Annotated in this window: 18 protein-coding genes, 1 pseudogene and 1 other annotated feature; of the genes and pseudogenes, 12 read left to right on the forward strand and 7 right to left on the reverse strand. The window is 53.5% G+C overall.

All coding sequences use genetic code 11. The features are described from left to right. Positions 1 to 45: 45 nt before the first annotated feature. Together acrB and acrA are read right to left on the reverse strand one after the other, a co-directional pair. Positions 46 to 3,195: a multidrug efflux RND transporter permease subunit AcrB gene (gene acrB, locus BM427_RS01100; RefSeq protein WP_090118429.1), complete on the reverse strand. Its 3,150-nt coding sequence runs from the start codon at positions 3,193 to 3,195 to the stop codon at positions 46 to 48. A 22-nt stretch (positions 3,196 to 3,217) separates the two neighbouring features. After that, complete coding sequence (gene acrA / locus BM427_RS01105) at positions 3,218 to 4,411, reverse strand: multidrug efflux RND transporter periplasmic adaptor subunit AcrA (protein WP_090118430.1); 1,194 nt, start codon at positions 4,409 to 4,411, stop codon at positions 3,218 to 3,220. Between the two features lie 142 nt (positions 4,412 to 4,553). Here acrA and acrR point away from each other — a divergent pair, with 142 nt between their 5' ends. Continuing rightward, positions 4,554 to 5,207: a multidrug efflux transporter transcriptional repressor AcrR gene (acrR, locus tag BM427_RS01110; RefSeq protein ID WP_090118431.1), complete on the forward strand. Its 654-nt coding sequence runs from the start codon at positions 4,554 to 4,556 to the stop codon at positions 5,205 to 5,207. A 128-nt stretch (positions 5,208 to 5,335) separates the two neighbouring features. Further along, positions 5,336 to 8,692, forward strand: a complete 3,357-nt coding sequence (mscK, locus tag BM427_RS01115; RefSeq protein WP_090118432.1) for a mechanosensitive channel MscK — start codon at positions 5,336 to 5,338, stop codon at positions 8,690 to 8,692. A gap of 78 nt (positions 8,693 to 8,770) precedes the next feature. Here mscK and rsmS read toward each other — a convergent pair whose 3' ends face one another. Together rsmS and priC are read right to left on the reverse strand one after the other, a co-directional pair. Beyond that, positions 8,771 to 8,914, reverse strand: a complete 144-nt coding sequence (gene rsmS / locus BM427_RS01120; protein ID WP_090118433.1) for a pleiotropic regulatory protein RsmS — start codon at positions 8,912 to 8,914, stop codon at positions 8,771 to 8,773. Positions 8,915 to 8,928: 14 nt separating this feature from the next. Then, positions 8,929 to 9,456: a primosomal replication protein N'' gene (gene priC, locus BM427_RS01125; protein ID WP_090118434.1), complete on the reverse strand. Its 528-nt coding sequence runs from the start codon at positions 9,454 to 9,456 to the stop codon at positions 8,929 to 8,931. 124 nt (positions 9,457 to 9,580) lie between these two features. On the opposite strand from priC, the pseudogene BM427_RS01130 reads away from it, so the two are divergent. From BM427_RS01130 to BM427_RS01175, 9 genes and pseudogenes are all read left to right on the forward strand, one after another. After that, positions 9,581 to 9,708: pseudogene (locus tag BM427_RS01130) on the forward strand (hypothetical protein); the annotation flags it as partial. Between the two features lie 454 nt (positions 9,709 to 10,162). Then, positions 10,163 to 10,714, forward strand: coding sequence for an adenine phosphoribosyltransferase (gene apt / locus BM427_RS01135; protein WP_090118435.1), 552 nt, complete (start codon positions 10,163 to 10,165; stop codon positions 10,712 to 10,714). 120 nt (positions 10,715 to 10,834) lie between these two features. Beyond that, a complete protein-coding gene (gene dnaX / locus BM427_RS01140; protein ID WP_090118436.1) occupies positions 10,835 to 12,772 on the forward strand; it encodes a DNA polymerase III subunit gamma/tau in 1,938 nt (645 codons plus the stop codon). Further along, positions 12,105 to 12,169 (forward strand) — a sequence feature (DnaX frameshifting element). It overlaps the preceding gene by 65 nt. 81 nt (positions 12,773 to 12,853) lie before the next feature. Then, on the forward strand, positions 12,854 to 13,183 hold the full coding sequence (locus BM427_RS01145; protein WP_007373594.1) for a YbaB/EbfC family nucleoid-associated protein: 330 nt from the start codon (positions 12,854 to 12,856) through the stop codon (positions 13,181 to 13,183). After that, on the forward strand, positions 13,183 to 13,788 hold the full coding sequence (recR, locus tag BM427_RS01150) for a recombination mediator RecR (RefSeq protein WP_090118437.1): 606 nt from the start codon (positions 13,183 to 13,185) through the stop codon (positions 13,786 to 13,788). Before BM427_RS01145 ends, recR begins: the two co-directional genes overlap by 1 nt. Before the next feature lie 109 nt (positions 13,789 to 13,897). Next, positions 13,898 to 15,772: a molecular chaperone HtpG gene (gene htpG, locus BM427_RS01155; RefSeq protein WP_090118439.1), complete on the forward strand. Its 1,875-nt coding sequence runs from the start codon at positions 13,898 to 13,900 to the stop codon at positions 15,770 to 15,772. A 175-nt stretch (positions 15,773 to 15,947) separates the two neighbouring features. After that, a complete protein-coding gene (gene adk, locus BM427_RS01165) occupies positions 15,948 to 16,592 on the forward strand; it encodes an adenylate kinase (protein ID WP_090118441.1) in 645 nt (214 codons plus the stop codon). A gap of 125 nt (positions 16,593 to 16,717) precedes the next feature. Then, a complete protein-coding gene (hemH, locus tag BM427_RS01170; RefSeq protein WP_090118443.1) occupies positions 16,718 to 17,680 on the forward strand; it encodes a ferrochelatase in 963 nt (320 codons plus the stop codon). A 63-nt stretch (positions 17,681 to 17,743) separates the two neighbouring features. Then, on the forward strand, positions 17,744 to 19,048 hold the full coding sequence (locus tag BM427_RS01175) for an inosine/guanosine kinase (RefSeq protein ID WP_090118446.1): 1,305 nt from the start codon (positions 17,744 to 17,746) through the stop codon (positions 19,046 to 19,048). A 54-nt stretch (positions 19,049 to 19,102) separates the two neighbouring features. On the opposite strand, the gene ybaL is transcribed toward BM427_RS01175, so the two are convergent. Both ybaL and BM427_RS01185 read right to left on the reverse strand, forming a co-directional pair. Continuing rightward, positions 19,103 to 20,779, reverse strand: coding sequence for a YbaL family putative K(+) efflux transporter (gene ybaL, locus BM427_RS01180; protein WP_090118448.1), 1,677 nt, complete (start codon positions 20,777 to 20,779; stop codon positions 19,103 to 19,105). A 230-nt stretch (positions 20,780 to 21,009) separates the two neighbouring features. Next, positions 21,010 to 22,209, reverse strand: a complete 1,200-nt coding sequence (locus BM427_RS01185) for an MFS transporter (RefSeq protein WP_090118450.1) — start codon at positions 22,207 to 22,209, stop codon at positions 21,010 to 21,012. 170 nt (positions 22,210 to 22,379) lie between these two features. Here BM427_RS01185 and ushA point away from each other — a divergent pair, with 170 nt between their 5' ends. Beyond that, on the forward strand, positions 22,380 to 24,032 hold the full coding sequence (gene ushA, locus BM427_RS01190) for a bifunctional UDP-sugar hydrolase/5'-nucleotidase UshA (protein ID WP_090118452.1): 1,653 nt from the start codon (positions 22,380 to 22,382) through the stop codon (positions 24,030 to 24,032). A 14-nt stretch (positions 24,033 to 24,046) separates the two neighbouring features. On the opposite strand, the gene ybaK is transcribed toward ushA, so the two are convergent. Further along, positions 24,047 to 24,526, reverse strand: a complete 480-nt coding sequence (ybaK, locus tag BM427_RS01195) for a Cys-tRNA(Pro)/Cys-tRNA(Cys) deacylase YbaK (protein WP_007373603.1) — start codon at positions 24,524 to 24,526, stop codon at positions 24,047 to 24,049. Between the last annotated feature and the right edge of the window lie 6 nt (positions 24,527 to 24,532).

Here is a 24,532-nt window from a genome sequence, read left to right on the forward strand (position 1 = left end):
ATATGAAAAAGGCCGCTAAGTGCGGCCTTTTCTGTAGAGAAACGATCAATGTTCCTCAATCTTATGGCTGTGCTCAATATCCTCAGTACGGCTGCTAAAGCGGCGGCGCACCACCACGAAGAACACCGGAACAAAGAAGATAGCCAGAATGGTTGCGGTGATCATCCCGCCCATTACGCCAGTACCTACTGCGTTCTGCGCGCCAGAACCCGCGCCAGTGCTGATAACCAATGGCAGTACCCCAAGGATAAATGCCAGTGAGGTCATCAGAATGGGACGCAGACGCATACGAACCGCATCCAACGTCGCCTCTACCAGACCTTTACCTTCTTTATCCATCAGATCTTTGGCGAATTCGACGATAAGTATCGCGTTCTTCGCCGACAAGCCGATGGTTGTCAGCAGGCCCACCTGGAAGTAAACGTCATTGCTCAGACCGCGAGAGGTGGCAGCCAGCAATGCGCCCACAACACCCAGCGGTACAACCAGCATGACCGAGAACGGAATCGACCAGCTTTCATACAGCGCTGCGAGACAGAGGAATACCACGATCAGCGAGATAGCATACAACGCCGGCGCCTGGTTGCCGGAGAGACGTTCCTGATAGGACATCCCCGTCCAGTCATAACCGATACCGGTCGGCAGCTTACTGGCCAGTTGTTCCATCATCGTCATCGCTTCACCGGTACTTTTACCCGGTGCTGCCTGGCCGAGGATTTCCATTGACGGCAGCCCATTGTAACGCTCCAGACGCGGTGAACCGTATTCCCAGTGTGTGCTGGAGAAGGCGGAGAATGGCACCATCTTTCCATCACTCGCCCGCACATACCAGTCACCAATATCGCTTGGCAACATACGGTATTTAGCCTGTGACATAACGTACACTTTCTTCACGCGACCACGGTCGATAAAGTCGTTAACGTAGCTGCCGCCCCAGGCTGCACCCAGTGTGGTGTTGATGTCGCTAATCGACACGCCCAGCGCCTGTGCTTTTTCCTGATCGATATCGATCTTGAACTGTGGCGTATCTTCCATGCCGTTAGGACGCACGCCCACCAGCAGATCCGGATGCTGAGCGATTTCACCAAACAGTTGGTTACGCGCCTGGGTTAATTTCTCATGCCCCAGGTTCGCCTGGTCAATTAACTGGAAGTCGAAGCCGGTTGCCGTACCGAGTTCAACAATCGCTGGCAGGTTGAAAGCGAAGACCATCGCATCTTTGATCGATGCAAAGTACCCGCTCGCACGGCCTGCGATTGCCGCTACTTTATTCGTTTCACCAGGACGTTCGTCCCAGTTTTTCAGCGATACGAATGCCAGACCTGTGTTCTGACCGCGACCAGAGAAGCCAAAGCCGTTAACGGTAAAGACGGAGTTAACGTTGTTTTTCTCATTTTCCAGATAGTATTTTGTCACTTGATCCAGCACTTTCTGCGTACGCTCTTGCGTCGCGCCCGCAGGCAACTGGGCCATAGTGAGAAGTACGCCCTGGTCTTCGTCCGGCAGGAACGAACTTGGCAGACGCACGAACAGCACCGCCATACCCGCAACGATAACGATATAGAGCAGCAAGTAACGACCGGTACTGCGCAGAATGTTACCCACGCTGTCAGTGTAGTGATGCGTGCTCTTCTCAAACATGCGGTTGAACCAGCCGAAGAAGCCTTTTTTGCCTTCACCGTGATCGCCTTTGGCAACTGGCTTCAGAATCGTGGCGCACAGCGCTGGCGTCAGGATCAATGCGACCAGCACAGACAGCACCATCGCAGAAACGATAGTAATGGAGAACTGGCGATAGATTACCCCGGTTGAACCGCCGAAGAAGGCCATCGGTATGAATACTGCCGACAGAACTAACGCGATACCAACCAGCGCTCCCTGAATCTGCCCCATGGAACGGCGCGTCGCCTCTTTTGGCGGCAGGCCTTCTTCCATCATCACACGTTCGACGTTTTCCACCACCACGATGGCGTCGTCCACCAATAGACCTATCGCCAACACCATACCGAACATGGTGAGGGTGTTGATGGAGTAGCCAAAGGCGGCGAGTATCGCGAACGTCCCGAGCAGTACCACCGGCACTGCGATCGTTGGGATCAGCGTTGCGCGGAAGTTTTGCAGGAACAGGTACATAACCAGGAATACCAGTATGATCGCTTCAACCAATGTTTTCACCACTTCGTTAATCGAGATCTTAACGAATGGAGTGGTGTCATACGGATAAACCACCTTCAGGCCATGCGGGAAGTACGGCTCCAGTTTGGCAATGGTATCGCGTACCGCTTTGGCGGTATCGAGCGCATTCGCGCTGGTTGCCAGCTTGATACCGAGACCCGCAGCCGGTTGGCCATTATAGCGCGCGACTACGTCATAGCTTTCGCCGCCCAGTTCAATCTTCGACACGTCTCGCAAACGAACTTGTGAACCGTCAGCGTTCACTTTTAGCAGGATCTTACCGAACTCTTCCGTGGAGGTCAGACGGGTTTGCGCGATGATTGAGGCGTTCAACTGCTGCCCTTTGACCGGCGGAGTACCGCCTAACTGACCTGCAGCGACCTGGGCGTTCTGCGCCTGGATAGCCGCAATCACGTCAACTGGCGTAAGCTGGAAGTTATTGAGTTTGTTCGGGTCCATCCAGATACGCATCGCATACTGCGCACCGAATAGCTGAACGTCACCGACGCCGGGAGTTCGGCTGACCGGATCTTTGATGGTTGCGCCGACGTAATCCGCAATATCTTGCTGCGTCATGGAACCATCGGTACTGATCATCCCGAGAACCATCAGGAAGCTGCTGGATGATTTCTTAACGCTAACGCCTTGTTGCTGAACTTCCTGCGGTAACAGCGGCATGGCAAGTTGCAGTTTGTTCTGCACCTGAACCTGCGCGATATCCGCATCCGTTCCGGAATCAAAGGTAATTGTAATTTGTACCGTACCAGAGGAATCACTGGCGGAGGACATATAAAGCAGGTTATCGATACCGTTCATGTTCTGTTCGATAACCTGCGTCACGGTATCCTGTACCGTTTTCGCATCAGCACCCGGGTAGGTCGCCGTGATCTGAACTGCCGGTGGCGCAATCGTTGGATATTGCGCTATTGGCAATTTGAGGATCGAGAGAATCCCTGCCAGCATGATGATAATCGCGATAACCCACGCAAAGATGGGGCGATCGATAAAAAACTTAGCCATGTCTTAACGGCTCCTGTTTTAGTTAAGACTTCGGTTTTTCTGACTGACCGCCAGCCTGAGCTTGCTCTTTGTTGTCAGAGGTCACTTCCTGAACTTTAACCTGCATGCCTGGTTTGACTTTTTGTAAGCCAGCAATAATCACACGATCGCCGCTTTTCAGACCGTCAGTCACCAGCCATTTGTCGCCAATGGCCTGGCTTGCGACGATATTACGGACTTCAACTTTATCGCCTTCACCCACCACCATCGCCGTTGCGTCGCCACGCGGCGTACGGGCAACGCCCTGCTGTGGAACCAGCATGGCATTCGGGTTGACGCCTTCTTCCAGTTTGGCACGTACGAACATGCCTGGCAGCAAGGAGTGATTCGGGTTCGGGAACACCGCGCGCAGAGTGATGGAACCGGTGGTCTGGTCTACCGTCACACCAGAGAACTCAAGCGTACCTTCCTGAGCGTATTGGACGCCGTCGTTGGTAATAAGCTGAACTTTCGCTTTGCCGTTCTCTTGCTTCAGGGTACCGTTCGCCATTTCCTGCTGCAGACGCAGAAAATCATTGCTGGACTGGGTAACGTCAACGTAAATCGGATCAAGCTGCTGCACGGTCGTCAGCGCAGTGGCTTGTCCGTTCTGTACCAGCGCGCCTTCAGTAAAGGTGGACGTTCCGATACGGCCGCTGATGGGGGAGATAACTTTAGTATATGCCAGGTTGATGCGCGCGGTTTCTACTTCTGCTTTCGCCGCGACAACGGAAGCGTTAGCCTGCTGAGCATCCGACAGCGCAGTATCGTAATCCTGTTGGCTGATGTACTTGGTGCCCAACAGTTTCTGATAACGGTTGACGGTCATCTGAGCGATGTTAGCAGCCGCTTGCGCTTTCGCCAGATCGCCTTTTGCGCTGTCATAAGCTGCCTGATAAGTCGCGGGATCAATCTGATAGAGCGAGGCACCTGCTTCAACGTCACTACCTTCCGTGAAGTTGCGTTTCAAAATAATGCCGTTGACCTGAGGACGCACTTCCGCAATGCGAAAAGCCGTCGTTCTGCCTGGTAACTCAGTGGTGATGTGCAGAGGTTCAGTCTTGACCGTGACGACGCCTACTTCTGGCATCTGCCCCGCACCATGCTGAGCCGGTTTATCATCACAGCCTGTAAGCGCTAAGCTGCCCGAAAGCATCAGAACGACCGCCAGAGGCGTAAACCCTCTGTTTTTGTTCATAAGTAAACCTCGAGTGTCCGATTTCAAATTGATCAATGGATCAATGGCCCAAAAACCCATTGCTGCGTTTATATTATGGTCGTGCTATGGTACAAACATTCACAAATGTATGTAAGTCTGATTCCTGTAAATTCACCAACATATGGCACGAAAAACCAAACAACAGGCGCTGGAGACGCGACAGCATATTCTCGATGTCGCCATACGCTTGTTTTCCCAACAGGGCGTTTCCTCTACTTCGTTGGCTGACATTGCGCAGGCGGCAGGCGTGACTCGCGGCGCGATTTACTGGCACTTCAAAAATAAGTCAGATTTGTTTAGTGAAATTTGGAAACTATCAGAGTCCAGTATTGGCGATCTTGAGCTTGAGTATCAGGCAAAATTCCCTGGCGATCCACTCTCAGTATTAAGAGAAATATTGGTTTATATCCTTGAAGCAACAGTTGTTGAAGAGCGGCGGCGATTAATGATGGAGATCATTTTTCACAAATGTGAGTTTGTCGGGGAAATGACCATTGTACAAGAAGCGCAGCGCAACCTGTCTCTCGAAAGTTATGATCGAATCGAACATACGCTTGCCCAGTGTATTCAGGCAAAATTGCTGCCCGCCAATTTACTCACCCGCCGCGTGGCGGTATTAATGCGCGCCTATATTTCCGGCATTATGGAAAACTGGCTGTTTGCGCCGCAATCTTTCGATTTGAAAAGTGAAGCGCGTGCTTACGTGGCCATCCTGTTGGAGATGTGCCAACTCTGCCCGACGCTTCAGGCTGACCAGGGGGCCGTCAGCGCCTGACGACCAGAGCCGCCAGGATTTATCCTGGAGGCGATTCACTTTTCTAGGTTGTTGCATAACGGCGTGATATTCTTGCGTTCGCGGCCACTCCGGCCGCCTTTCCCGTACAGAAAACGATCGCTCAAATTATGTTGCATAACTACCACATGCGAAACACGCTCGCCGCTTTTGCCGCCGCTCTGTTCCTTCTCTTCGCAAGTCTGGTGAGTAACGTCGCCCTTGCGCAGACCTCGAACGATTTACCTTCCCGCAGCGACGTTCAAAGCCAGCTTGATACGCTAAACAAACAAAAAACGCATACCGCGCAGGACAAACTGGTTATTCAGGATTTGACCGAGACGCTGGACACGCTCGATAAAATCGACCGCGTGAAGCAAGAAACCGCGCTGCTGAAGCAAAAAATTACCCAGGCACCGGATAAACTGCGCCAGGCAACCGATGCTCTGAATGCGCTAAGTGATAAAGATAACGACGACGAAACGCGTAAAACGCTGGCATCTCTCTCTCTGCGTCAACTGGAGTCCCGAATCTCGCAATTGCTGGAAGATTTACAGTCTGCCCAGAATGATTTATCGAACTACAACAGCCAATTGGTTTCTCTGCAAACGCAGCCCGAGCGCGTACAAAGCTCCATGTACTCCGCTTCCCAGCAGTTGCAGCAGATCCGCAACCGTCTGAACGGCACAGCGGCTGGCGAAGGTGCGCTGCGTCCTACCCAACAAACTCTTTTGCAGGTGCAACAGGCTTTGTTGAATGCGCAGATTGAGCAACTGCGCAAAAGCCTTGAAGGCAACACCACATTACAGGATACGCTGCAAAAACAACGCGATTATGTGACGGCGAACAGCAACCGCCTTGAGCATCAGTTGCAGTTGTTGCAGGAAGCGGTGAACAGCAAGCGTCTGACACTGACGGAAAAAACGGCTCAGGAAGCGGTAACGTCGGATGAAACGTCACGCATTCAGGCCAACCCGCTGGTGAAACAGGAACTGGATATTAATCATCAGCTAAGCCAGAAGCTGATTGCCGCCACGGAAAATGGCAACTCGTTGGTGCAGCAGAATATTAAGGTGAAAAACTGGCTCGATCGCGCTCTGCAATCCGAGCGCAACGTTAAAGAACAGATTTCGGTGCTGAAAGGCAGCCTGTTGTTATCGCGTATTTTGTATCAGCAACAGCAGACATTGCCCTCGGCGGATGAGTTGGAAGATATGACCAACCGCATTGCAGATCTGCGTCTTGAACAGTTTGAAATCAACCAGCAGCGTGATGCGTTATTCCAGAGCGATACCTTTGTTGCCAAGCTGGAGGAAGGTCATTCCAGTGAAGTCAACGATGAAGTGCATGACGCACTGTTGCAGGTTGTGGATATGCGTCGTGAACTGCTCGATCAACTGAATAAACAGTTGGGCAATCAGTTGATGATGGCCATCAACCTGCAAGTTAACCAGCAGCAGTTAATGAGCGTGTCGAAAAGTCTGCAGGAAATTCTGACACAGCAGATCTTCTGGGTTAACAGCAATAAGCCAATGGACTGGGATTGGATCAAATCCTTCCCTCAGGCGCTGCATGACCAAATCAAAGCCATGAAGATCACCGGCAATTGGGAGAAAGCCTGGCCTGCAGTCGCCATCGCGTTCCTTGCAGGGCTACCGTTGCTGCTGATTGCCGGGCTTATCCGCTGGCGTTTGCGCTGGCTGAAAGATTATCAAGCGAAGCTGGCGGCGCAGGTTGGACAACTGCGTAACGACAGCCAGTTGCATACGCCGAAAGCGATTCTAATCGATCTTCTCCGTGCGCTGCCGGTGTGCCTGATTATTCTGGCCATCGGCCTGATCCTGCTGACTATGCAGCTTAACGTTAGTGAATTGCTGTGGGCGTTCAGTAAAAAACTAACATTGTTCTGGCTGGTATTCGGCCTGTGCTGGAAAGTCCTGGAGAAAAATGGTGTCGCCGTCAGCCACTTTAATATGTCCCCCCAGCTTACCAGCCACTGGCGGCGGCAAATTGTGCGCATCAGCCTGGCGTTATTGCCGTTGCACTTCTGGTCGGTCATTTCCGAACTCTCTCCGCTGCATCTGATGGATGACGTGCTGGGGCAGTTTATCATCCTGTTTAATCTGCTGGTAATCACCTGCCTGGTCTGGCCGATGTCCCGTGAAAGCTGGCGCGACAAAGAGTCTCACGCCATTCGCCTGGCAACCATTACCGTGCTGGCAATAGTGCCGATAGCGCTTATGGTGCTGACCGCGACGGGGTATTTCTATACTACGCTTCGTCTTTCCGGGCGCTGGATCGAAACCGTCTATCTGGTGATTATCTGGAACCTGCTTTACCAGACGGTTCTGCGTGGTCTCAGTGTGGCCGCCCGACGTATTGCCTATCGCCGTGCGTTAGCGCGTCGGCAGAATATGGTAAAAGAGGGGGTCGAAGGCGCTGAACCCCAGGAAGAGCCGACCATCGCGCTGGAACAGGTTAACCAGCAAACTCTGCGTATTACGATGCTGGTGATGGTAGCGCTGTTTGGCGTGATGTTCTGGGCGATTTGGTCAGATCTGATCACGGTATTTGCCTACCTCGACAGCATAACACTGTGGCACTACAACGGTAACGAAGCGGGCACTGCGGTAATGAAGAGCGTAACGCTTGGCAGTCTGCTGTTTGCGATGATTGTTTTTGTTGTGTCATGGGCACTAATCCGCAACTTGCCGGGTTTGCTGGAGGTGCTGATCCTCTCCAGGCTCAATATGCGGCAGGGCTCTTCGTATGCTGTGACGACGATCCTGAACTACGTCATCATCGCCGTCGGGGCGTTGGTGGTGTTCGGCTCGCTTGGTGTCTCGTGGGATAAACTGCAATGGCTGGCTGCGGCACTATCGGTTGGTTTAGGTTTCGGCTTACAGGAAATTTTCGGTAACTTTGTCTCCGGTCTGATTATCCTGTTCGAACGTCCGGTGCGTATCGGCGATACCGTGACTATCGGCACTTTCTCGGGAACAGTGAGTAAGATCCGCATCCGTGCGACCACCATTACCGACTTTGACCGCAAAGAGGTGATCATTCCGAACAAGGCGTTTGTTACCGAGCGTCTGATCAACTGGTCGCTCTCTGATACTATTACCCGTGTGGTGATCCGCCTCGGCGTGGCGTACGGTTCCGATCTGGATAAAGTGAAAAAAGTACTGCTGAAAGCGGCGATGGAGCACCCAAAAGTGATGCACGATCCAGAGCCGTCGGTGTTCTTCACTACCTTCGGTGCCAGTACGCTGGATCATGAACTGCGTCTGTATGTACGTGAATTGCGCGATCGAAGCTACACGGTTGATGAACTGAACCGCGCCATTGACAAGCTGTGCCGCGAGAACAATATTGATATCGCCTTTAACCAGCTCGAAGTTCACCTGCACAATGACAAGGGCGATGAGTTGACTGAAGTTAATCGTGAACTGAAAGGCGACGATCCAACGCCTTCTCAGGCGGGATAAATCCTGTCGATCCTCTCCCCCACAGGCGCTGTCTTTTGATCAGATGACCCGATCAAGAGACAACCAGTGGGAAGGGGATCACGCCTCAAGTTTCTTCTCAAAATCACGCTTGACTATCTCCAGCGCTTTCAGCACAACGTCTGGTGCAATCTCATGTTGTTCCAGTAACATGATCAGATCCACGGCCAGCTTGATCTCCTCCGGGGCACTTTCCAGCGACATTCTCTCTCCTCGGTTTAGCGGGTTAAGCGCGCCAGCACGCGCTCAATATTGTCCAGCGCCTGGCGGCAACGGGCGAGTCTGCCAGCCAGTACCTCCACTTCTTTATGCAGTTGCTGCTGCTCAACCAGTGTGCTGACGGCGTTTAGGCGTTGCTCGCGCACCTGTTTCATTGCCAGCAGACGACGCTCATACTCCTGATGTTGCAAACGCCTGCGCTGCCAGCGTGCAATGCCTGGCGATGCATGATCCCACTCGCGCAGCGGCCAGACAGCGCTTTCACGCGTGAGAGCGGCGATTTGCGCGGTCAGGCGCTCCGCCAGCCAGGTAACCTGATCCAGATGGTTGCCCTCTACGGCGCGGTGCAGCGCCGCCAGATTAGCCGCAGCCTCATCCAGACAGGACTGCATCAACGTGCTGCGGGTCTGGAAAAGCTGACGGTCAAAACGAGCGCTGATCGTCGCATGCTGCGCCAGAGGCGCGGCCAACTGGCGTAATTTATCCATTTGCTGCTCCAGCGCGTCCAAAAGCGCGGCCTTTTTCACGTCTCTTCCTCCGGTAAATATCACTCTGTTATATTAACCGTTCATTATGCTGATGAAGTGCGCTATGCAACGGACTATTTTACTCATCATTGGTTGGTTGGCGGTAGTGCTTGGTACGCTTGGCGTGGTTCTGCCGCTTCTGCCGACACTTTGTTGACCTTCGCCGTTTCTCTGTATCTGGTGACGATTTGGTGGGTGCGTGTGTTGCTGCTAGTGATGCTGTCTGGTCTGCTGCTATTTATACCCGTCATACTTCAAGTTGCATGTGCGTTGGCTTTTTTATTCGGCTCATCCCTGAGCCTTACCCCTTCGGGGCCGCTGCTTACAGCGTTCAAATCTGCTCCCGGCAGATTTGTCGCTCACCCCAGTCACTTACTGAAGTAAGCTCCTGGGGATTACTGAGAGACATCCTGTCTCTCACCGGAGGCCAACCTTCGGTTGGGCAAATTCGTTCCCGACGAATTTGTCGCTGCGTTGCCGCCTTCCTGCAACTCGAATTATTTAGGGTATATGTGGCGTATTCCGGTGATTGATGCAAAACAACAAAAACCATAAACCGCAGTAATGACAGTTGCAATTGTGGCGCACAGTCAGTAAATTCGGGCGTTTTCGAGCACGGGTACGGCTGATTAAATGTTAATCAGTAGTTACATAAAGTGTAAACGCGTGTACCGTGAGTAATACCGTTTCTATCAGGCAAAAATCCATGACAGCGACTGCGCAGCAGCTTGAATTTCTTAAAAACAGCATCAAAAGCATTCAGGATTATCCGAAGCCGGGCATTCTGTTCCGTGATGTCACCAGTTTGCTGGAAGATCCGCAAGCCTATGCTCTTAGCATTGAATTGCTGGTTGAGCGTTATAAAAACGCGGGCATAACCAAAGTAGTGGGAACCGAAGCGCGTGGCTTCCTTTTCGGCGCACCGGTTGCGCTGGGGCTGGGTGTTGGCTTTGTGCCGGTGCGTAAGCCGCGTAAATTGCCGCGAGAAACCATTGCCGAGAGCTATGAACTGGAGTACGGCACTGACCAGTTAGAGATCCATGTTGATGCGATCAAACCGGGCGACAAAGTGCTGATGATCGACGATCTGCTGGCAACCGGCGGCACCATCGAAGCCACGGTGAAACTGATTCGCCGTCTGGGCGGTGAGGTGAACGACGCGGCATTCATCATTAATCTGTTCGATCTTGGCGGTGAAAAACGCCTCGAAAAACTGGGTATTAACTGCTATAGCCTGGTGCCGTTCCCGGGACATTAATGCCATCTCCGCTTCTTCATCCCTCTGGCCTGCGCCTGAGGGATGAAGTGTATTAACAGCATGTGCTGTGTTAGCATTATTCCTTCGTAAATTCACCTTCCAGCGTTTCAGAGCCTGCCAATGAGTTATCAGGTCTTAGCCCGAAAATGGCGACCGCAAACTTTTGCTGACGTCGTCGGCCAGGAGCATGTGCTGACAGCACTGGCGAATGGCTTATCATCAGGACGCATTCATCATGCGTATCTGTTTTCCGGCACCCGTGGCGTCGGCAAAACCTCTATCGCCCGTTTGCTGGCGAAGGGGCTGAACTGTGAAACTGGCATCACCGCAACGCCATGCGGCGTGTGTGATAACTGCCGTGAAATTGAGCAGGGGCGCTTTGTCGATTTAATTGAGATCGACGCCGCGTCGCGTACCAAAGTTGAAGATACCCGCGATCTGCTGGATAACGTGCAGTACGCCCCGGCGCGCGGGCGTTTCAAAGTCTATCTGATTGACGAAGTGCATATGCTCTCGCGTCACAGCTTTAACGCGCTGTTGAAAACGCTTGAAGAGCCGCCTGAACATGTCAAATTCCTGCTAGCGACCACCGATCCGCAAAAGCTGCCGGTGACCATTCTTTCCCGCTGCCTTCAGTTCCACCTGAAAGCACTGGATATCGAACAGATCCGCAGCCAGCTTGAACACATTCTTACTGACGAAAAGATTGAATATGAACCCCGTGCGCTGCAATTGCTGGCTCGGGCGGCTGACGGTAGCCTGCGCGATGCGCTAAGCCTGACCGATCAGGCGATTGCTAGCGGCAACGGGCTGCTCTCCGCTGCGGTGGTCAGCTCCATGCTTGGCACACTGAATGATGATCAGGCGCTTTCATTAGTTGAGGCGGTGGTTGCCGCTGACGGCGAACGTGCCATGGGGCTGGTGAACGAGGCGGCATCGCGCGGCGTTGAATGGGAAGCCTTGCTGCTGGAGATGCAAACGCTGCTGCACCGTATCGCTATGGTACAACTAACACCTGCAGCGCTCAGCAGCGACATGGCTCCGATTGAGCAGCGTCTGCGTGAACTGGCCCGCACCGTACCGCCCACCGATGTGCAGCTCTACTACCAGACCCTGTTGATTGGCCGGAAAGAGCTGCCTTTCGCGCCGGACCGCCGCATGGGTGTTGAAATGACGCTGCTGCGAGCACTGGCGTTCCACCCGCGTGCGCCGCTAGCGGTGCCAGAAGTGCCGCAACAATCCTTTGCGCCAGTGGCGCCTACCGCCGTGATGTCGCCGCAGCAGGTTCCGACCGCACCGCAGGCTCAACCGGCGGCACCGGTGCAGAATGACGTACCGCTGCCTGAATCAACCAGCTCGGTGCTGGCGGCGCGCAGGCAGTTGCAACGCGCTCAGGGAGCAGACAAAGCAAAAAAGAGTGAACCGGCAGCCGCAACCCGCGCGCGGCCGGTGAATAATGCCGCGCTGGAGCGTCTGGCTTCGGTCACCGAGCGCGTGCAGTCGCGCCCGGCACTGTCGGCGCTTGAACAGGCTCCGGCTAAAAAAGAGGCCTACCGCTGGAAAGCAACCACTGTTGTTACCGAGACAAAAGAGGTTGTTGCCACACCCAAAGCACTTAAAAAGGCACTGGAACACGAGAAAACGCCAGAGCTGGCGAAAAAGCTGGCGGAAGAGGCGATTGAGTGTGATGCCTGGGCGAAAGAAGTCAGCCAACTGACATTGCCGAAACTGGTTGAGCAAGTGGCACTGAATGCCTGGAAAGAGCAAGAGGGCGATCGTTGGTGTCTGCATCTGCGCAGCTCGCAGCGCCATCTTAATTCGCATGGTGCACAGAAGGCGCTTAGCGACGCGCTTAGCGAATTGCACGGTTCGACGGTTGAACTGACTATCATTGAAGATGATAATCCGGCAGTGCGTACGCCGCTGGAGTGGCGTCAGGCCATCTATGAGGAAAAGCTCGCGCAGGCGCGCGAAGCAATTATTGCGGATAACAACATTCAGACGCTGCAACGGTTTTTCGATGCAGATCTGGATGAAGAGAGTATTCGTCCCCTTTGACGGCAAGCTGCGGCTTTCCGTTTTTAACCCTGAATGTGACTTATCGCTCTGGTCAGTCACCACAGCTAAAGAGAGAAGCCTATGTTTGGAAAAGGCGGTCTGGGCAACCTGATGAAACAGGCCCAGCAGATGCAAGAAAAAATGCAGAAAATGCAGGAAGAGATCGCGCAGCTGGAAGTGACCGGCGAATCAGGTGCGGGTCTGGTGAAAGTGACCATCAATGGCGCGCATAACTGCCGTCGTGTGGAGATCGATCCGAGCCTGCTCGAAGACGACAAAGAGATGCTGGAAGATCTGGTCGCCGCTGCATTTAACGATGCTGCACGCCGTATCGATGAAACCCAGAAAGAGAAAATGGCTTCTGTTTCCTCCGGCATGTCTTTGCCGCCAGGCTTTAAGATGCCGTTCTGATGCAGACCAGTCCGCTGTTAACGCAGCTTATGGAAGCGCTGCGCTGCCTGCCGGGTGTTGGCCCTAAGTCGGCGCAGCGCATGGCGTTTACGCTGTTGCAGCGCGATCGCAGCGGCGGTATGCGGCTGGCGCAGGCGCTCACCCGGGCAATGTCGGAAATCGGTCACTGTGCCGATTGCCGCACTTTTACCGAGCAGGAAGTGTGCAATATATGCAGCAACCCGCGGCGCCAGGAAAACGGTCAAATCTGTGTGGTGGAAAGTCCGGCGGATATTTATGCCATCGAGCAAACCGGGCAGTTCTCGGGGCGCTATTTTGTGCTGATGGGGCATTTGTCGCCGCTGGACGGTATTGGGCCGGATGATATCGGTCTTGATCGGCTTGATCAGCGCCTGGCCGCAGAAAAGATCCAGGAAGTGATCCTCGCCACCAACCCGACGGTGGAAGGTGAGGCAACGGCAAACTATATTGCGGAGCTTTGCGCGCAATATGGTGTGGAAGCCAGCCGCATCGCGCACGGTGTGCCGGTGGGGGGGGAGCTGGAGATGGTTGACGGTACCACGCTGTCACACTCGCTGGCCGGTCGTCACAAGATTCGTTTTTAACCAAACGGAGGCAGAAATTTTTGCCTCCGCTTGAAAACTCTCGCCGCTGTCCCCACTTCACCCTCAACGTACTTTTTACCTTGTAAATGGCATTGTTGAGGTTTTCCCAATGAAAGGACAAGAAACTCGCGGTTTTCAGTCTGAAGTTAAACAGCTTCTGCACTTGATGATTCATTCTCTCTATTCGAACAAAGAAATCTTCCTGCGTGAGCTGATCTCCAACGCCTCGGATGCGGCGGACAAACTGCGTTTCCGCGCGCTGTCCAACCCGGATCTCTACGAAGGCGACGGCGAACTGCATGTCCGCGTCTCTTTCGATAAAGAAAAGCGTACGCTGATCATCGCCGATAACGGTATCGGTATGACCCGCGATGAAGTTATTGATCATCTGGGTACCATCGCCAAGTCTGGTACCAAAGCGTTTCTCGAATCAATGGGCTCCGATCAGGCCAAGGACAGCCAGTTGATTGGGCAGTTCGGCGTAGGCTTCTACTCGGCGTTTATCGTTGCGGATAAAGTGACAGTACGTACCCGCGCGGCGGGCGAGAGCGCAGAAAACGGTGTGTTCTGGGAATCTGAAGGCGCGGGCGAATACACAGTCGCCGATATCACCAAAGCCGATCGCGGGACGGAAATCACGCTGCACCTGCGCGAAGGGGAAGATGATTTCCTCAATGACTGGCGTGTGCGTTCGATTATCAGTAAATATTCCGACCATATCGCTCTGCCGGTCGAGATCGAAAAACAGGAAGAGAAAGACGGCGAAACCGTGGTTTCCTGGGAGAAGATCAACAAAGCGCAGGCGCTATGGACGCGCAACAAGTCTGAAATCAAAGACGAAGAATATAACGAGTTCTACAAACATATCTCCCACGACTTTACCGATCCGCTGATCTGGAGCCACAACCGCGTGGAAGGGAAGCAGGAGTACACCAGTCTGCTTTATATTCCGTCGCAGGCACCGTGGGATATGTGGAACCGCGATCATAAACACGGCCTGAAACTCTACGTGCAGCGCGTGTTTATCATGGACGAAGCGGAACAGTTCATGCCGAACTACCTGCGCTTTGTTCGTGGCCTGGTGGATTCCAACGATCTGCCACTCAACGTTTCGCGCGAAATTCTGCAGGACAGTAGCGTCACGCGTAATCTGCGTACTGCGCTGACCAAACGTGTGCTGCAAATGCTGGATAAACTGGCGAAAGATGACGCAGAAAAGTACCAGACGTTCTGGCAGCAGTTCGGCCTGGTGCTGAAAGAAGGGGCTGGCGAAGACAGCGCTAACCTTGAGGCGATTGCCAAATTGTTGCGCTTTGCCTCCACGCACAATGACTCTTCTGCGCAAACCGTGTCGCTGGAAGAGTACGTATCGCGTATGAAAGAAGGCCAGGAGAAGATCTACTTCATTACCGCTGACAGCTACGCTGCGGCAAAGAGCAGCCCACATCTGGAATTGCTGCGTAAGAAAGGTATCGAAGTGCTGTTGCTTTCTGACCGCATCGACGAATGGATGATGAGCTATCTGACCGAATTCGACGGCAAACCATTCCAGTCAGTAGCGAAAGCCGATGCGTCGCTGGAAAAACTGGCCGACGAAGTGGACGAAAGCGCGAAAGAGGCGGAAAAAGCGCTCGAACCATTTGTTGAACGCGTGAAAACTCTACTTGGCGATCGCGTGAAAGAAGTGCGCCTTACTCATCGTCTGACCGAAACGCCAGCGGTGGTAGTAACCGATGCTGACGAGATGAGCACGCAGATGGCGAAACTGTTCGCGGCGGCTGGTCAGAATGCGCCGGAAGTAAAATACATCTTTGAACTTAATCCGGATCACGCGCTGGTGAAACGTGCTGCGGATACCCAGGATGATAGCCAGTTCAGCCAATGGGTCGAACTGTTGCTGGATCAGGCGCTGTTTGCCGAACGCGGCACGCTGGAAGATCCAAACCAGTTCATCCGTCGTATGAATCAGTTGCTGATTGCCTAAGTTTCTGTTTTCAGTCTGACCTTACCCCTCTCGTTTCACGCGAGAGGGGTACTCCCCGAAGTAATCTCTCTCATTAACCGTTTCAGCCAGCCCGGCTTCCTTGAGCGATACTCGTTCTGGTGGTATCTTTTAACGCTTTTGAAAAATTGAACCAACTTTTGAGGGGATTTTCGCAATGCGTATTATTCTGCTTGGCGCTCCGGGCGCGGGTAAAGGAACTCAGGCTCAGTTCATCATGGAGAAATACGGTATTCCGCAAATCTCTACCGGTGACATGCTGCGTGCGGCTGTTAAATCTGGCAGCGAACTGGGCAAACAGGCGAAAGATATCATGGACGCGGGCAAACTGGTGACCGATGAGCTGGTTATCGCGCTGGTAAAAGAGCGTATCACCCAGGAAGATTGCCGTAACGGTTTCCTGCTGGACGGCTTCCCGCGTACCATTCCGCAAGCGGATGCCATGAAAGAAGCTGGCATCACCGTGGATTACGTACTGGAATTCGATGTTCCGGACGAGTTGATTGTTGATCGTATCGTAGGTCGTCGCGTACACGCTGCTTCCGGTCGCGTTTATCACATCAAATTCAATCCGCCTAAAGTAGAAGGCAAAGATGATGTGACCGGCGAAGATCTGACCACGCGTAAAGACGATCAGGAAGAGACCGTGCGTAAACGTCTGGTGGAATACCATCAGTTGACCGCGCCACTGATCGGCTACTACCAGAAAGAAGCGCAGGCCGGTAACACCAAATACGCTAAAGTGGACGGCACTAAAGCTGTTACGGATGTACGCGCAGAGCTGGAGAAAATCCTCGGCTAAGCGTGTATTCTCACCCGGCTCCCTCCGGGTGAGAATATTTCTCATCTTACCTTTCGCTGCAATTGGTTCCGTTTAAACGCTTTTACGCTACAATTACCAACCATTCAAAAGGTTAAGAGGCGTGAATGAGTCAGGCGAAAACCGGCATCCTGCTTGCCAATCTAGGCACCCCCGATGCACCCACTCCGGCAGCAGTAAAACGTTATCTGCGGCAGTTTTTAAGCGACAGACGTGTTGTTGATACATCGCGCTTGCTGTGGTGGCCGCTATTACGCGGTGTGATCCTGCCGATTCGTTCACCCCGCGTGGCAAAACTCTACCAGTCTGTCTGGATGGAAGACGGTTCGCCACTGATGGTTTACAGCCGCAGGCAGCAGCAGGCGTTGGCGGCGCGATTGCCGGATGTTCCCGTGGTGCTCGGCATGAGCTACGGTTCACCGTCGCTGGAAAGCGCAGTGGAGGCCCTGCTGGAACAGGATGTTGACCATATTGTGGTGCTCGCACTCTATCCGCAATACTCCTGCTCAACGGTGGCGGCGGTATGGGACGAACTGGCGCGAATTCTGGCGAAGAAACGCCATATTCCCGGCATCTCCTTTATCCGCGATTATGCCGACGATACAGATTACATCTCTGCGCTGGCGAACAGTGTGCGCGCCTCTTTTGCGAAGCACGGTGAGCCGGATTTGCTGCTGCTCTCTTATCACGGTATTCCACAGCGTTACGCGGCGGAAGGGGATGACTACCCACAGCGCTGCCGTGATACAACGCGTGAACTGGTCTCGGCGCTTGATCTGCCGCCGGAAAAAGTGATGATGACTTTCCAGTCACGCTTTGGTCGCGAACCGTGGCTGATGCCGTACACCGATGAAACGCTGAAAATGCTGGGCGAGAAAGGTGTGAAACATATTCAGGTGATGTCGCCAGGCTTTGCCGCAGACTGTCTGGAGACGCTGGAGGAGATCGCGGTGCAAAACCGTGAGTTTTTCCTTGAGGCGGGCGGCGAGAAATATGAATACATACCAGCGCTGAATGATTCGCCAGAGCATATCGAGATGATGGTCAACCTGACGGCCAAATATCGCTGATCGTGCGCCGGGCTGAGAATGTGTTAACATTCACAGCCCATATGTTCAGCGCTTATTACAACCATGAAATTTCCCGGTAAACGTAAATCCAAACACTATTTTCCCGTCAACGCCCGCGATCCGTTATTGCAACAAATCCAGCCAGAAAATGAAGTTGGCTCCTGCTGGGTGGTCGGTATCGATCAGACGCTGGTGGATATCGAGGCGAAAGTGGACGATGCGTTTATCTCGCGTTATGGCCTGAGCGCCGGGCATTCTCTGGTGATCGCCGATGAGGTGGCCGAAGCGTTGTACCAGGAACTGGTGAGTAATGATCTGATCGCTCACCAGTTTGCTGGCGGTACGATCGGTAACACCATGCATAACTACTCGGTGCTGGCCGATGACCGTTCGGTGTTACTCGGCGTGATGTGCGACAACGTGAAAATCGGCAGCTACGCCTACCGTTACCTGTGCAATACCTCCAGTCGTACCGATCTGAACTATCTGCAAGGCGTGGATGGCGCGATTGGTCGCTGCTTTACGCTGATCAGCGATAGCGGTGAGCGGACATTTGCCATCAGCCCTGGACAGATGAACCAGCTTCGCCCGGAGAGCATTCCGGAATCGGTCATTGCAGGCGCGTCTGCGCTGGTGCTCTCTTCATATCTGGTGCGTTGCAATCCCGGCGAACCGATGCCGGATGCAACTCTGCAAGCTGTAGCGTATGCCAAAAAGCATAACGTGCCGGTGGTGCTGACGCTGGGCACCAAATATGTGATTGCCGATAATCCGCAGTGGTGGCGTGATTTTCTCAAAGAAAACGTCTCGATTCTGGCGATGAACGAAGAGGAAGGTCACGCGCTGACCGGTGAAAGCGATCCTCTGCTGGCCGCCGATAAAGCGCTGGACTGGGTGGATCTGGTGCTCTGTACTGCCGGGCCGATTGGCCTGTATATGGCCGGTTTTACCGAAGACGATACAAAGCGAAAAACCCAGCATCCGCTGCTGCCGGGAGCGATTGCCGAGTTCAACCAGTATGAGTTCAGCCGGGCGATGCGCCATAAAGATTGCCAGAACCCGCTGCGTATCTACTCGCACATTGCCCCTTACATGGGGGGGCCTGAGAAGATCATGAACACCAACGGCGCGGGTGATGGCGCTCTGGCGGCGTTGCTGCACGACATTACCGCGAACAATTATCACCGCACTAATGTGCCGAATTCCAGCAAACATAAATTCAACTGGCTGACCTATTCGTCGCTGGCGCAGGTGTGCAAATACGCCAACCGCGTGAGCTACCAGGTGCTGAATCAGCATTCGCCGCGCTTAACTCGTGGTCTGCCGGAGCGGGAAGACAGCCTCGAAGAGGCGTACTGGGAACGTTGATTTTGCTTGTTTCGCCGGAGAAGCGCAGTGCTATCCGGCATCAACGTTGTTTGTTTACCCCGTCACTGCTTCTTCAACGGGCGGCTTCTCCAGCAGCGTTATCATGGTATTGGCGATTTCGCGTTCACCCATTACCACCTGGTTGGCGCCGCGCTCGGTAATGTAATCCACTTCATCGTCGTAATGCGCACGGGCAATAATTTCAATGTTCGGGCATCTCTCACGCGCGGTTGCGACAATCTCCCCGGCTTCGTAACCATTCGGAATGGTCAGCAGCAGCCAGCGGGCGCAATCGAGATGCGCCAGATTCATGATCTCTTCATTGGTGGCATTGCCCAGTACGGCGCGGATCCCACGTGCCCGCAATTCATCCACCCGGGTGCGCGAGGTTTCAATCACCACCAGCGGAGTACCCTGCGCCATCAGTTTTTCGCCCAGCAGGCTACCGACGCGGCCAAACCCAACCAGCAGCGCATGGTTGCAGATATCCACCGGGATCTGCTTCTCTTCCTCGATGGCTTCTTCCAGCGTTTGCTCTTCCAGCGTCTCGGTTTTGTTGAGGTACTTTTCCAGCAGTGTAAACAGCACCGGGTTAAGCATAATCGACAGGATAGCGCCCGCCAGCACCAGGTTTTGCCCGGCCTGCGGCAACAGTCCCAGCGACATCCCCAGGCCTGCCAGGATAAAAGCGAACTCACCAATCTGCGCCAGGCTGGCGGCAATGGTCAGCGCGGTGCGCGGCGAGTGGCCAAACAGGCGCACCAGGAAGAAGGCGACCACCGATTTACCGAAGATGATGATTGCCAGCGTGCCAAGCACCGCCAGCGGCTGTTCGAGCAGGATCATCGGGTCGAACAACATGCCCACGGAGACAAAGAACAGCACTGCAAACGCGTCGCGCAGCGGTAGAGTGTCGTGCGCTGCCCGATGGCTGAGCTCAGATTCGTTCAGTACCATACCGGCGAAGAATGCGCCAAGGGCGAAAGAGACATCAAACAGCTTGACGGCGCCAAAGGCGATGCCGAGCGCCAGCGCCAGCACGGAGAGAGTAAACAGTTCGCGTGAACCGGTTGCGGCGCTACGCGCCATGATCCACGGCACCAGACGGCGGCCAACCAGCATCATTATGGCGATAAAAGCCACCACTTTACCAATGGTGATACTCATATCCAGGGCCAGCGATGCCAGCCCAACGTTGTCTTTTCCCATCATTCCGGCGACGGCAGGCAGCAGGACCAGTGTCAGCACCATTACCAGATCTTCAACAATCAGCCAGCCTATGGCGATTTGCCCGCGTTGGCTGTCGATAAGCTGTCGCTCCTCAAGCGCGCGCAACAACACCACCGTACTGGCGGTAGAAAGGCATAACCCAAAGACAATACCGGTCATAAGAGACCAGCCCGACAGTGCGGAAAGCGCCATACCCAGTAGCGTCGCGACGGCAATTTGCGCAATCGCTCCGGGAATGGCGATCGACTTTACCGCCATCAAATCCTTTAAAGAGAAGTGCAACCCAACGCCGAACATCAGCAGAATCACGCCTAATTCCGCCAGTTCGGGGGCCAGTTGAGTATCGGCGACAAAGCCCGGCGTAAACGGCCCGGACAGCACACCCGCTAACAAGTAACCCACCAGAGGAGAAATTCGCAGTTTATTGGCAAGCATGCCGAGAATAAAGGCCAGTACAAGTCCGCCGACAATGGTGGTGATAAGCGGTGTGGTGTGATGCATTCCGTCTCCTTTCGTTGATGCGTGAAACCTACGGTTGATGACCGTTAGCTAAGTTACAGTTTATGACAATTTTTGCTGGTGTGTTTATGAATAATTATTGAATTATTAAGAAAATGGCGATTTGGCAGAAAAAAAAGGGGCAACAGGTGTATCTCTAACAGAAATCATGCGACAGGTAAGGAAAAGCAATAGAAAACAGCGGCCAAAGGGAGATTTTGGCCGCAAGGAAATCAATGTTGTGGGCGGTTATCGGGCAGGAATACCGTCAGAATTCCGAGTAATGGCAGGAAAGCACATATTTTGTAGACCAAATCGATGCTGGTGTGATCGGCAACCAGTCCCAGTACCGCAGCGCCAAGCCCGCCCATACCGAAGGCGAAACCAAAAAACAGCCCCGAAACCATGCCAATACGCCCTGGCAGCAACTCCTGGGCATAGACCAGAATGGCGGAGAAAGCTGATGCAAGAATGAAACCAATTATCACCGTCAAAATTCCGGTCCAGAACAGAGATGCATACGGTAAAAGCAGTGTGAAAGGGGCAACGCCGAGGATAGAGCCCCAAATGACATACTTTCTGCCGATCTTATCGCCCACAGGGCCACCAATAACGGTGCCAGCAGCAACAGCAAACAGAAAAATAAACAGATGCATCTGCGCGTTTTGCACGGATAAATCGAACCTGGACATCAGGTAAAAGGTGAAATAACTGCTGATACTGGCCATATAAAAATATTTGGAGAAGATCAGAATCAGCAGGATGCAGACCGCCAGTATCACTTTATTGCGTGGCAGCGGATTATGCAGCGCAACACTCTTTTTCCCTTTGTTCACGCGGTGCTGGGCTGCATACCAGCGGCTCACCTGCATCAGCACGATGATCGCCAGCAGGGCAGCCAACACAAACCAGGCGACATTGCCTTTACCGTAGGGCGCAACAATCACCGCCGCCAGCAACGGGCCGAGCGAAGCGCCAAAATTACCACCTACCTGAAAAATGGACTGCGCCAGCCCGTGACGACCGCCGGAAGCCATCCGCGCCACGCGCGACGATTCTGGATGGAAAACCGAAGAGCCGGTACCGACCAGCGCCGCGGCAATCAGCACCGTTGTAAAATTACCCGCCAGCGCCAGCAGCACCAGCCCGCTGAGGGTAAAACACATCCCAATGGGCAGCGACCACGGCATCGGGTGTTTATCTGTCCAGTAACCGACCACCGGTTGCAGCAGCGAGGAGGCAACCTGGAAGGTGAGGGTGATAAACCCAATCTGCACAAATGACAGGGAAAAATCGGCCTGCAATAGCGGGTAAATCGCCAGCAGCAGCGACTGGATCATATCGTTAAGTAGGTGCGAAAGGCTGATTGCGCCAAGAATACCGAACGAGGTGCGCGCGACTGGAGGAGTCTGCGACGTTTCACTGATTGCCATAAATACCACGTATATTTTGTCAGAAGAGAAAGGAAGAACGGTAATTGTTATCCGACTAACATTACCTGCGTGGATGCTTTGAAGGAAGTCGCAATGCTGAAAACTTATTTGTCTATTATTGTTTAGCATTGTAATTTCGGTTTTTTTATTAATGGGTCAGGGAGAGAAGCATGAATTGGCTACCAAAGATCACCACGTTGGCGCTGCTGGCAATGTTGGGCATGGCAAGCTGGCAGGTGCAGGCATACGAACAGGATAAAACGTATAATGTCACCATTCTGCATACCAATGATCACCACGGCCACTTCTGGCGCAGTGATTACGGCGAATACGGGTTATCGGCGCAAAAGACACTGGTGGACGGTATTCGTAAAGAGGTGGCTGCCGAAGGTGGCAGTGTACTGCTGCTCTCCGGCGGCGACATCAATACTGGTGTACCCGAATCCGATTTACAGGATGCTGAACCGGATTTTCGCGGCATGAACCTGATTGGTTATGACGCCATGGCGGTCGGCAACCATGAATTCGATAATCCGCTCAGCGTGTTGCGTCAGCAGGAGAAGTGGGCGAAGTTCCCGTTCCTCTCCGCCAATATTTATCAAAAAAGTACCGGTGAGCGCCTGTTTAAACCGTGGATGATCTTTAACCGCCAGGGACTGAAGATTGCCGTGATCGGTTTAACCACTGATGACACCGCCAAAATCGGCAATCCGGAGTTTTTCACCGATATTGAATTCCGTAAGCCTGCCGAGGAAGCAAAACTGGTGATTCAGGAGCTCCAGCAGAACGAAAAACCGGACGTAATCATCGCCACCACGCATATGGGCCATTATGACAACGGCGAGCACGGCTCAAATGCGCCGGGCGATGTGGAGATGGCGCGCAGCCTGCCGAAAGGGGCGCTGGCGATGATTGTGGGTGGTCACTCACAAGATCCTGTGTGTATGGCTTCCGAGAACAAAAAGCAGGTCGATTACGTGCCTGGAACGCCTTGTGCGCCCGATCAGCAGAACGGTATCTGGATTGTGCAGGCCCATGAATGGGGTAAATATGTTGGCCGTGCCGATTTCCAGTTCCGCAACGGCGAGATGAAACTGGTGCGTTATCAGCTGATCCCGGTCAATCTGAAAAAGAAAGTCACCTACGATAACGGTAAAAGTGAGCGCGTACTCTACACGCCAGAAATTGCTGAAAATCCGCAAATGTTGTCGCTGCTGACGCCATTCCAGAACAAAGGCAAATCGCAACTGGAGGTGAAAATCGGCAACACCACTGGTCACCTGGAAGGGGATCGCAGCAAAGTTCGTTTTGTGCAAACCAACCTGGCGCGAGTGATTCTGGCTGCGCAAATGGCACGCACAGGTGCTGATCTGGCGGTGATGAGCGGCGGTGGGGTGCGTGACTCCATTGAGGCGGGTGACATCACCTATAAAGATGTGCTGAAAGTGCAGCCGTTCGGTAACACCTTGGTTTACGCTACGCTGACCGGCAAAGAGCTGACAGATTATCTCACCGCTGTGGCACAGATGAAGCCAGATTCCGGCGCTTATCCGCAGTTCGCCAACGTCAGTTTTGTCGCGAAAGGCGGCAAGCTCAATGAGCTTAAGATCAAAGGTGAACCGGTTGATGCAGCGAAAACGTATCGCCTGGCGACGCTGAGTTTCAACGCCACCGGCGGTGATGGTTATCCGCGTCTTGATGATAAATCTGGCTATGTGAATACGGGGTTTATCGATGCAGAAGTGCTGAAAGAGTTTATTCAGAAAAACTCGCCGCTGGATGCGGCTGCTTTCGAACCGAAAGGGGAGGTGAGCTGGCAGTAACCAGCTCGTAAACGTTAATCGCGGCGGGCGATATCGGCAAATTTCGCGTCCAGCATTTTTGCCAGATCGCTTGCCGCCAATTCAATATCCAGCCCACGTTTGCCGCCGGAAACGTAAATAGAGGCGAATTCCTGTGCGGGGGCGTCAATCAGCGTCGGCAGGCGTTTTTTTTGCCCCAACGGGCTGATGCCGCCCACCAGATAACCGGTGCTGCGCTGTGCAGCCATCGGATCGGCCATATCCACTTTTTTTGCCCCCAGCGCTTTGGCGACCTTTTTTAAATCCAGTTGACCGGCGACCGGCGTAACCGCTACGGCCAGATGTTTCATATCGCCGTTGATGGCCACCAGCAGCGTTTTATAGACCTGATCGGCATTCAGCCCCAGCTTGCGCACCACTTCATCGCCAAAATTGGTTTCGTTGGGATCGTGATCGTAAGTGTGCACCTGAAAAGAGATGTTGTTTTTTTCGAGTAATTTCACGGCGGGAGTCATAGCAAA

Origin of the sequence: Kosakonia arachidis, from assembly GCF_900116535.1 — a bacterium.
Classification (GTDB): Bacteria; Pseudomonadota; Gammaproteobacteria; order Enterobacterales; family Enterobacteriaceae; genus Kosakonia; species Kosakonia arachidis.

What these genes read in the sequence shown, in the direction of transcription:
- acrB (WP_090118429.1), bottom strand. Translation starts at nt 3,195, where the DNA reads ATGGCTAAGTTTTTTATCGATCGCCCCATCTTTGCGTGGGTTATCGCG.
- acrA (WP_090118430.1), bottom strand. Translation starts at nt 4,411, where the DNA reads ATGAACAAAAACAGAGGGTTTACGCCTCTGGCGGTCGTTCTGATGCTT.
- acrR (WP_090118431.1), top strand. Translation starts at nt 4,554, where the DNA reads ATGGCACGAAAAACCAAACAACAGGCGCTGGAGACGCGACAGCATATT.
- mscK (WP_090118432.1), top strand. Translation starts at nt 5,336, where the DNA reads ATGTTGCATAACTACCACATGCGAAACACGCTCGCCGCTTTTGCCGCC.
- rsmS (WP_090118433.1), bottom strand. Translation starts at nt 8,914, where the DNA reads ATGTCGCTGGAAAGTGCCCCGGAGGAGATCAAGCTGGCCGTGGATCTG.
- apt (WP_090118435.1), top strand. Translation starts at nt 10,163, where the DNA reads ATGACAGCGACTGCGCAGCAGCTTGAATTTCTTAAAAACAGCATCAAA.
- dnaX (WP_090118436.1), top strand. Translation starts at nt 10,835, where the DNA reads ATGAGTTATCAGGTCTTAGCCCGAAAATGGCGACCGCAAACTTTTGCT.
- BM427_RS01145 (WP_007373594.1), top strand. Translation starts at nt 12,854, where the DNA reads ATGTTTGGAAAAGGCGGTCTGGGCAACCTGATGAAACAGGCCCAGCAG.
- recR (WP_090118437.1), top strand. Translation starts at nt 13,183, where the DNA reads ATGCAGACCAGTCCGCTGTTAACGCAGCTTATGGAAGCGCTGCGCTGC.
- htpG (WP_090118439.1), top strand. Translation starts at nt 13,898, where the DNA reads ATGAAAGGACAAGAAACTCGCGGTTTTCAGTCTGAAGTTAAACAGCTT.
- adk (WP_090118441.1), top strand. Translation starts at nt 15,948, where the DNA reads ATGCGTATTATTCTGCTTGGCGCTCCGGGCGCGGGTAAAGGAACTCAG.
- hemH (WP_090118443.1), top strand. Translation starts at nt 16,718, where the DNA reads ATGAGTCAGGCGAAAACCGGCATCCTGCTTGCCAATCTAGGCACCCCC.
- BM427_RS01175 (WP_090118446.1), top strand. Translation starts at nt 17,744, where the DNA reads ATGAAATTTCCCGGTAAACGTAAATCCAAACACTATTTTCCCGTCAAC.
- ybaL (WP_090118448.1), bottom strand. Translation starts at nt 20,779, where the DNA reads ATGCATCACACCACACCGCTTATCACCACCATTGTCGGCGGACTTGTA.
- BM427_RS01185 (WP_090118450.1), bottom strand. Translation starts at nt 22,209, where the DNA reads ATGGCAATCAGTGAAACGTCGCAGACTCCTCCAGTCGCGCGCACCTCG.
- ushA (WP_090118452.1), top strand. Translation starts at nt 22,380, where the DNA reads ATGAATTGGCTACCAAAGATCACCACGTTGGCGCTGCTGGCAATGTTG.
- ybaK (WP_007373603.1), bottom strand. Translation starts at nt 24,526, where the DNA reads ATGACTCCCGCCGTGAAATTACTCGAAAAAAACAACATCTCTTTTCAG.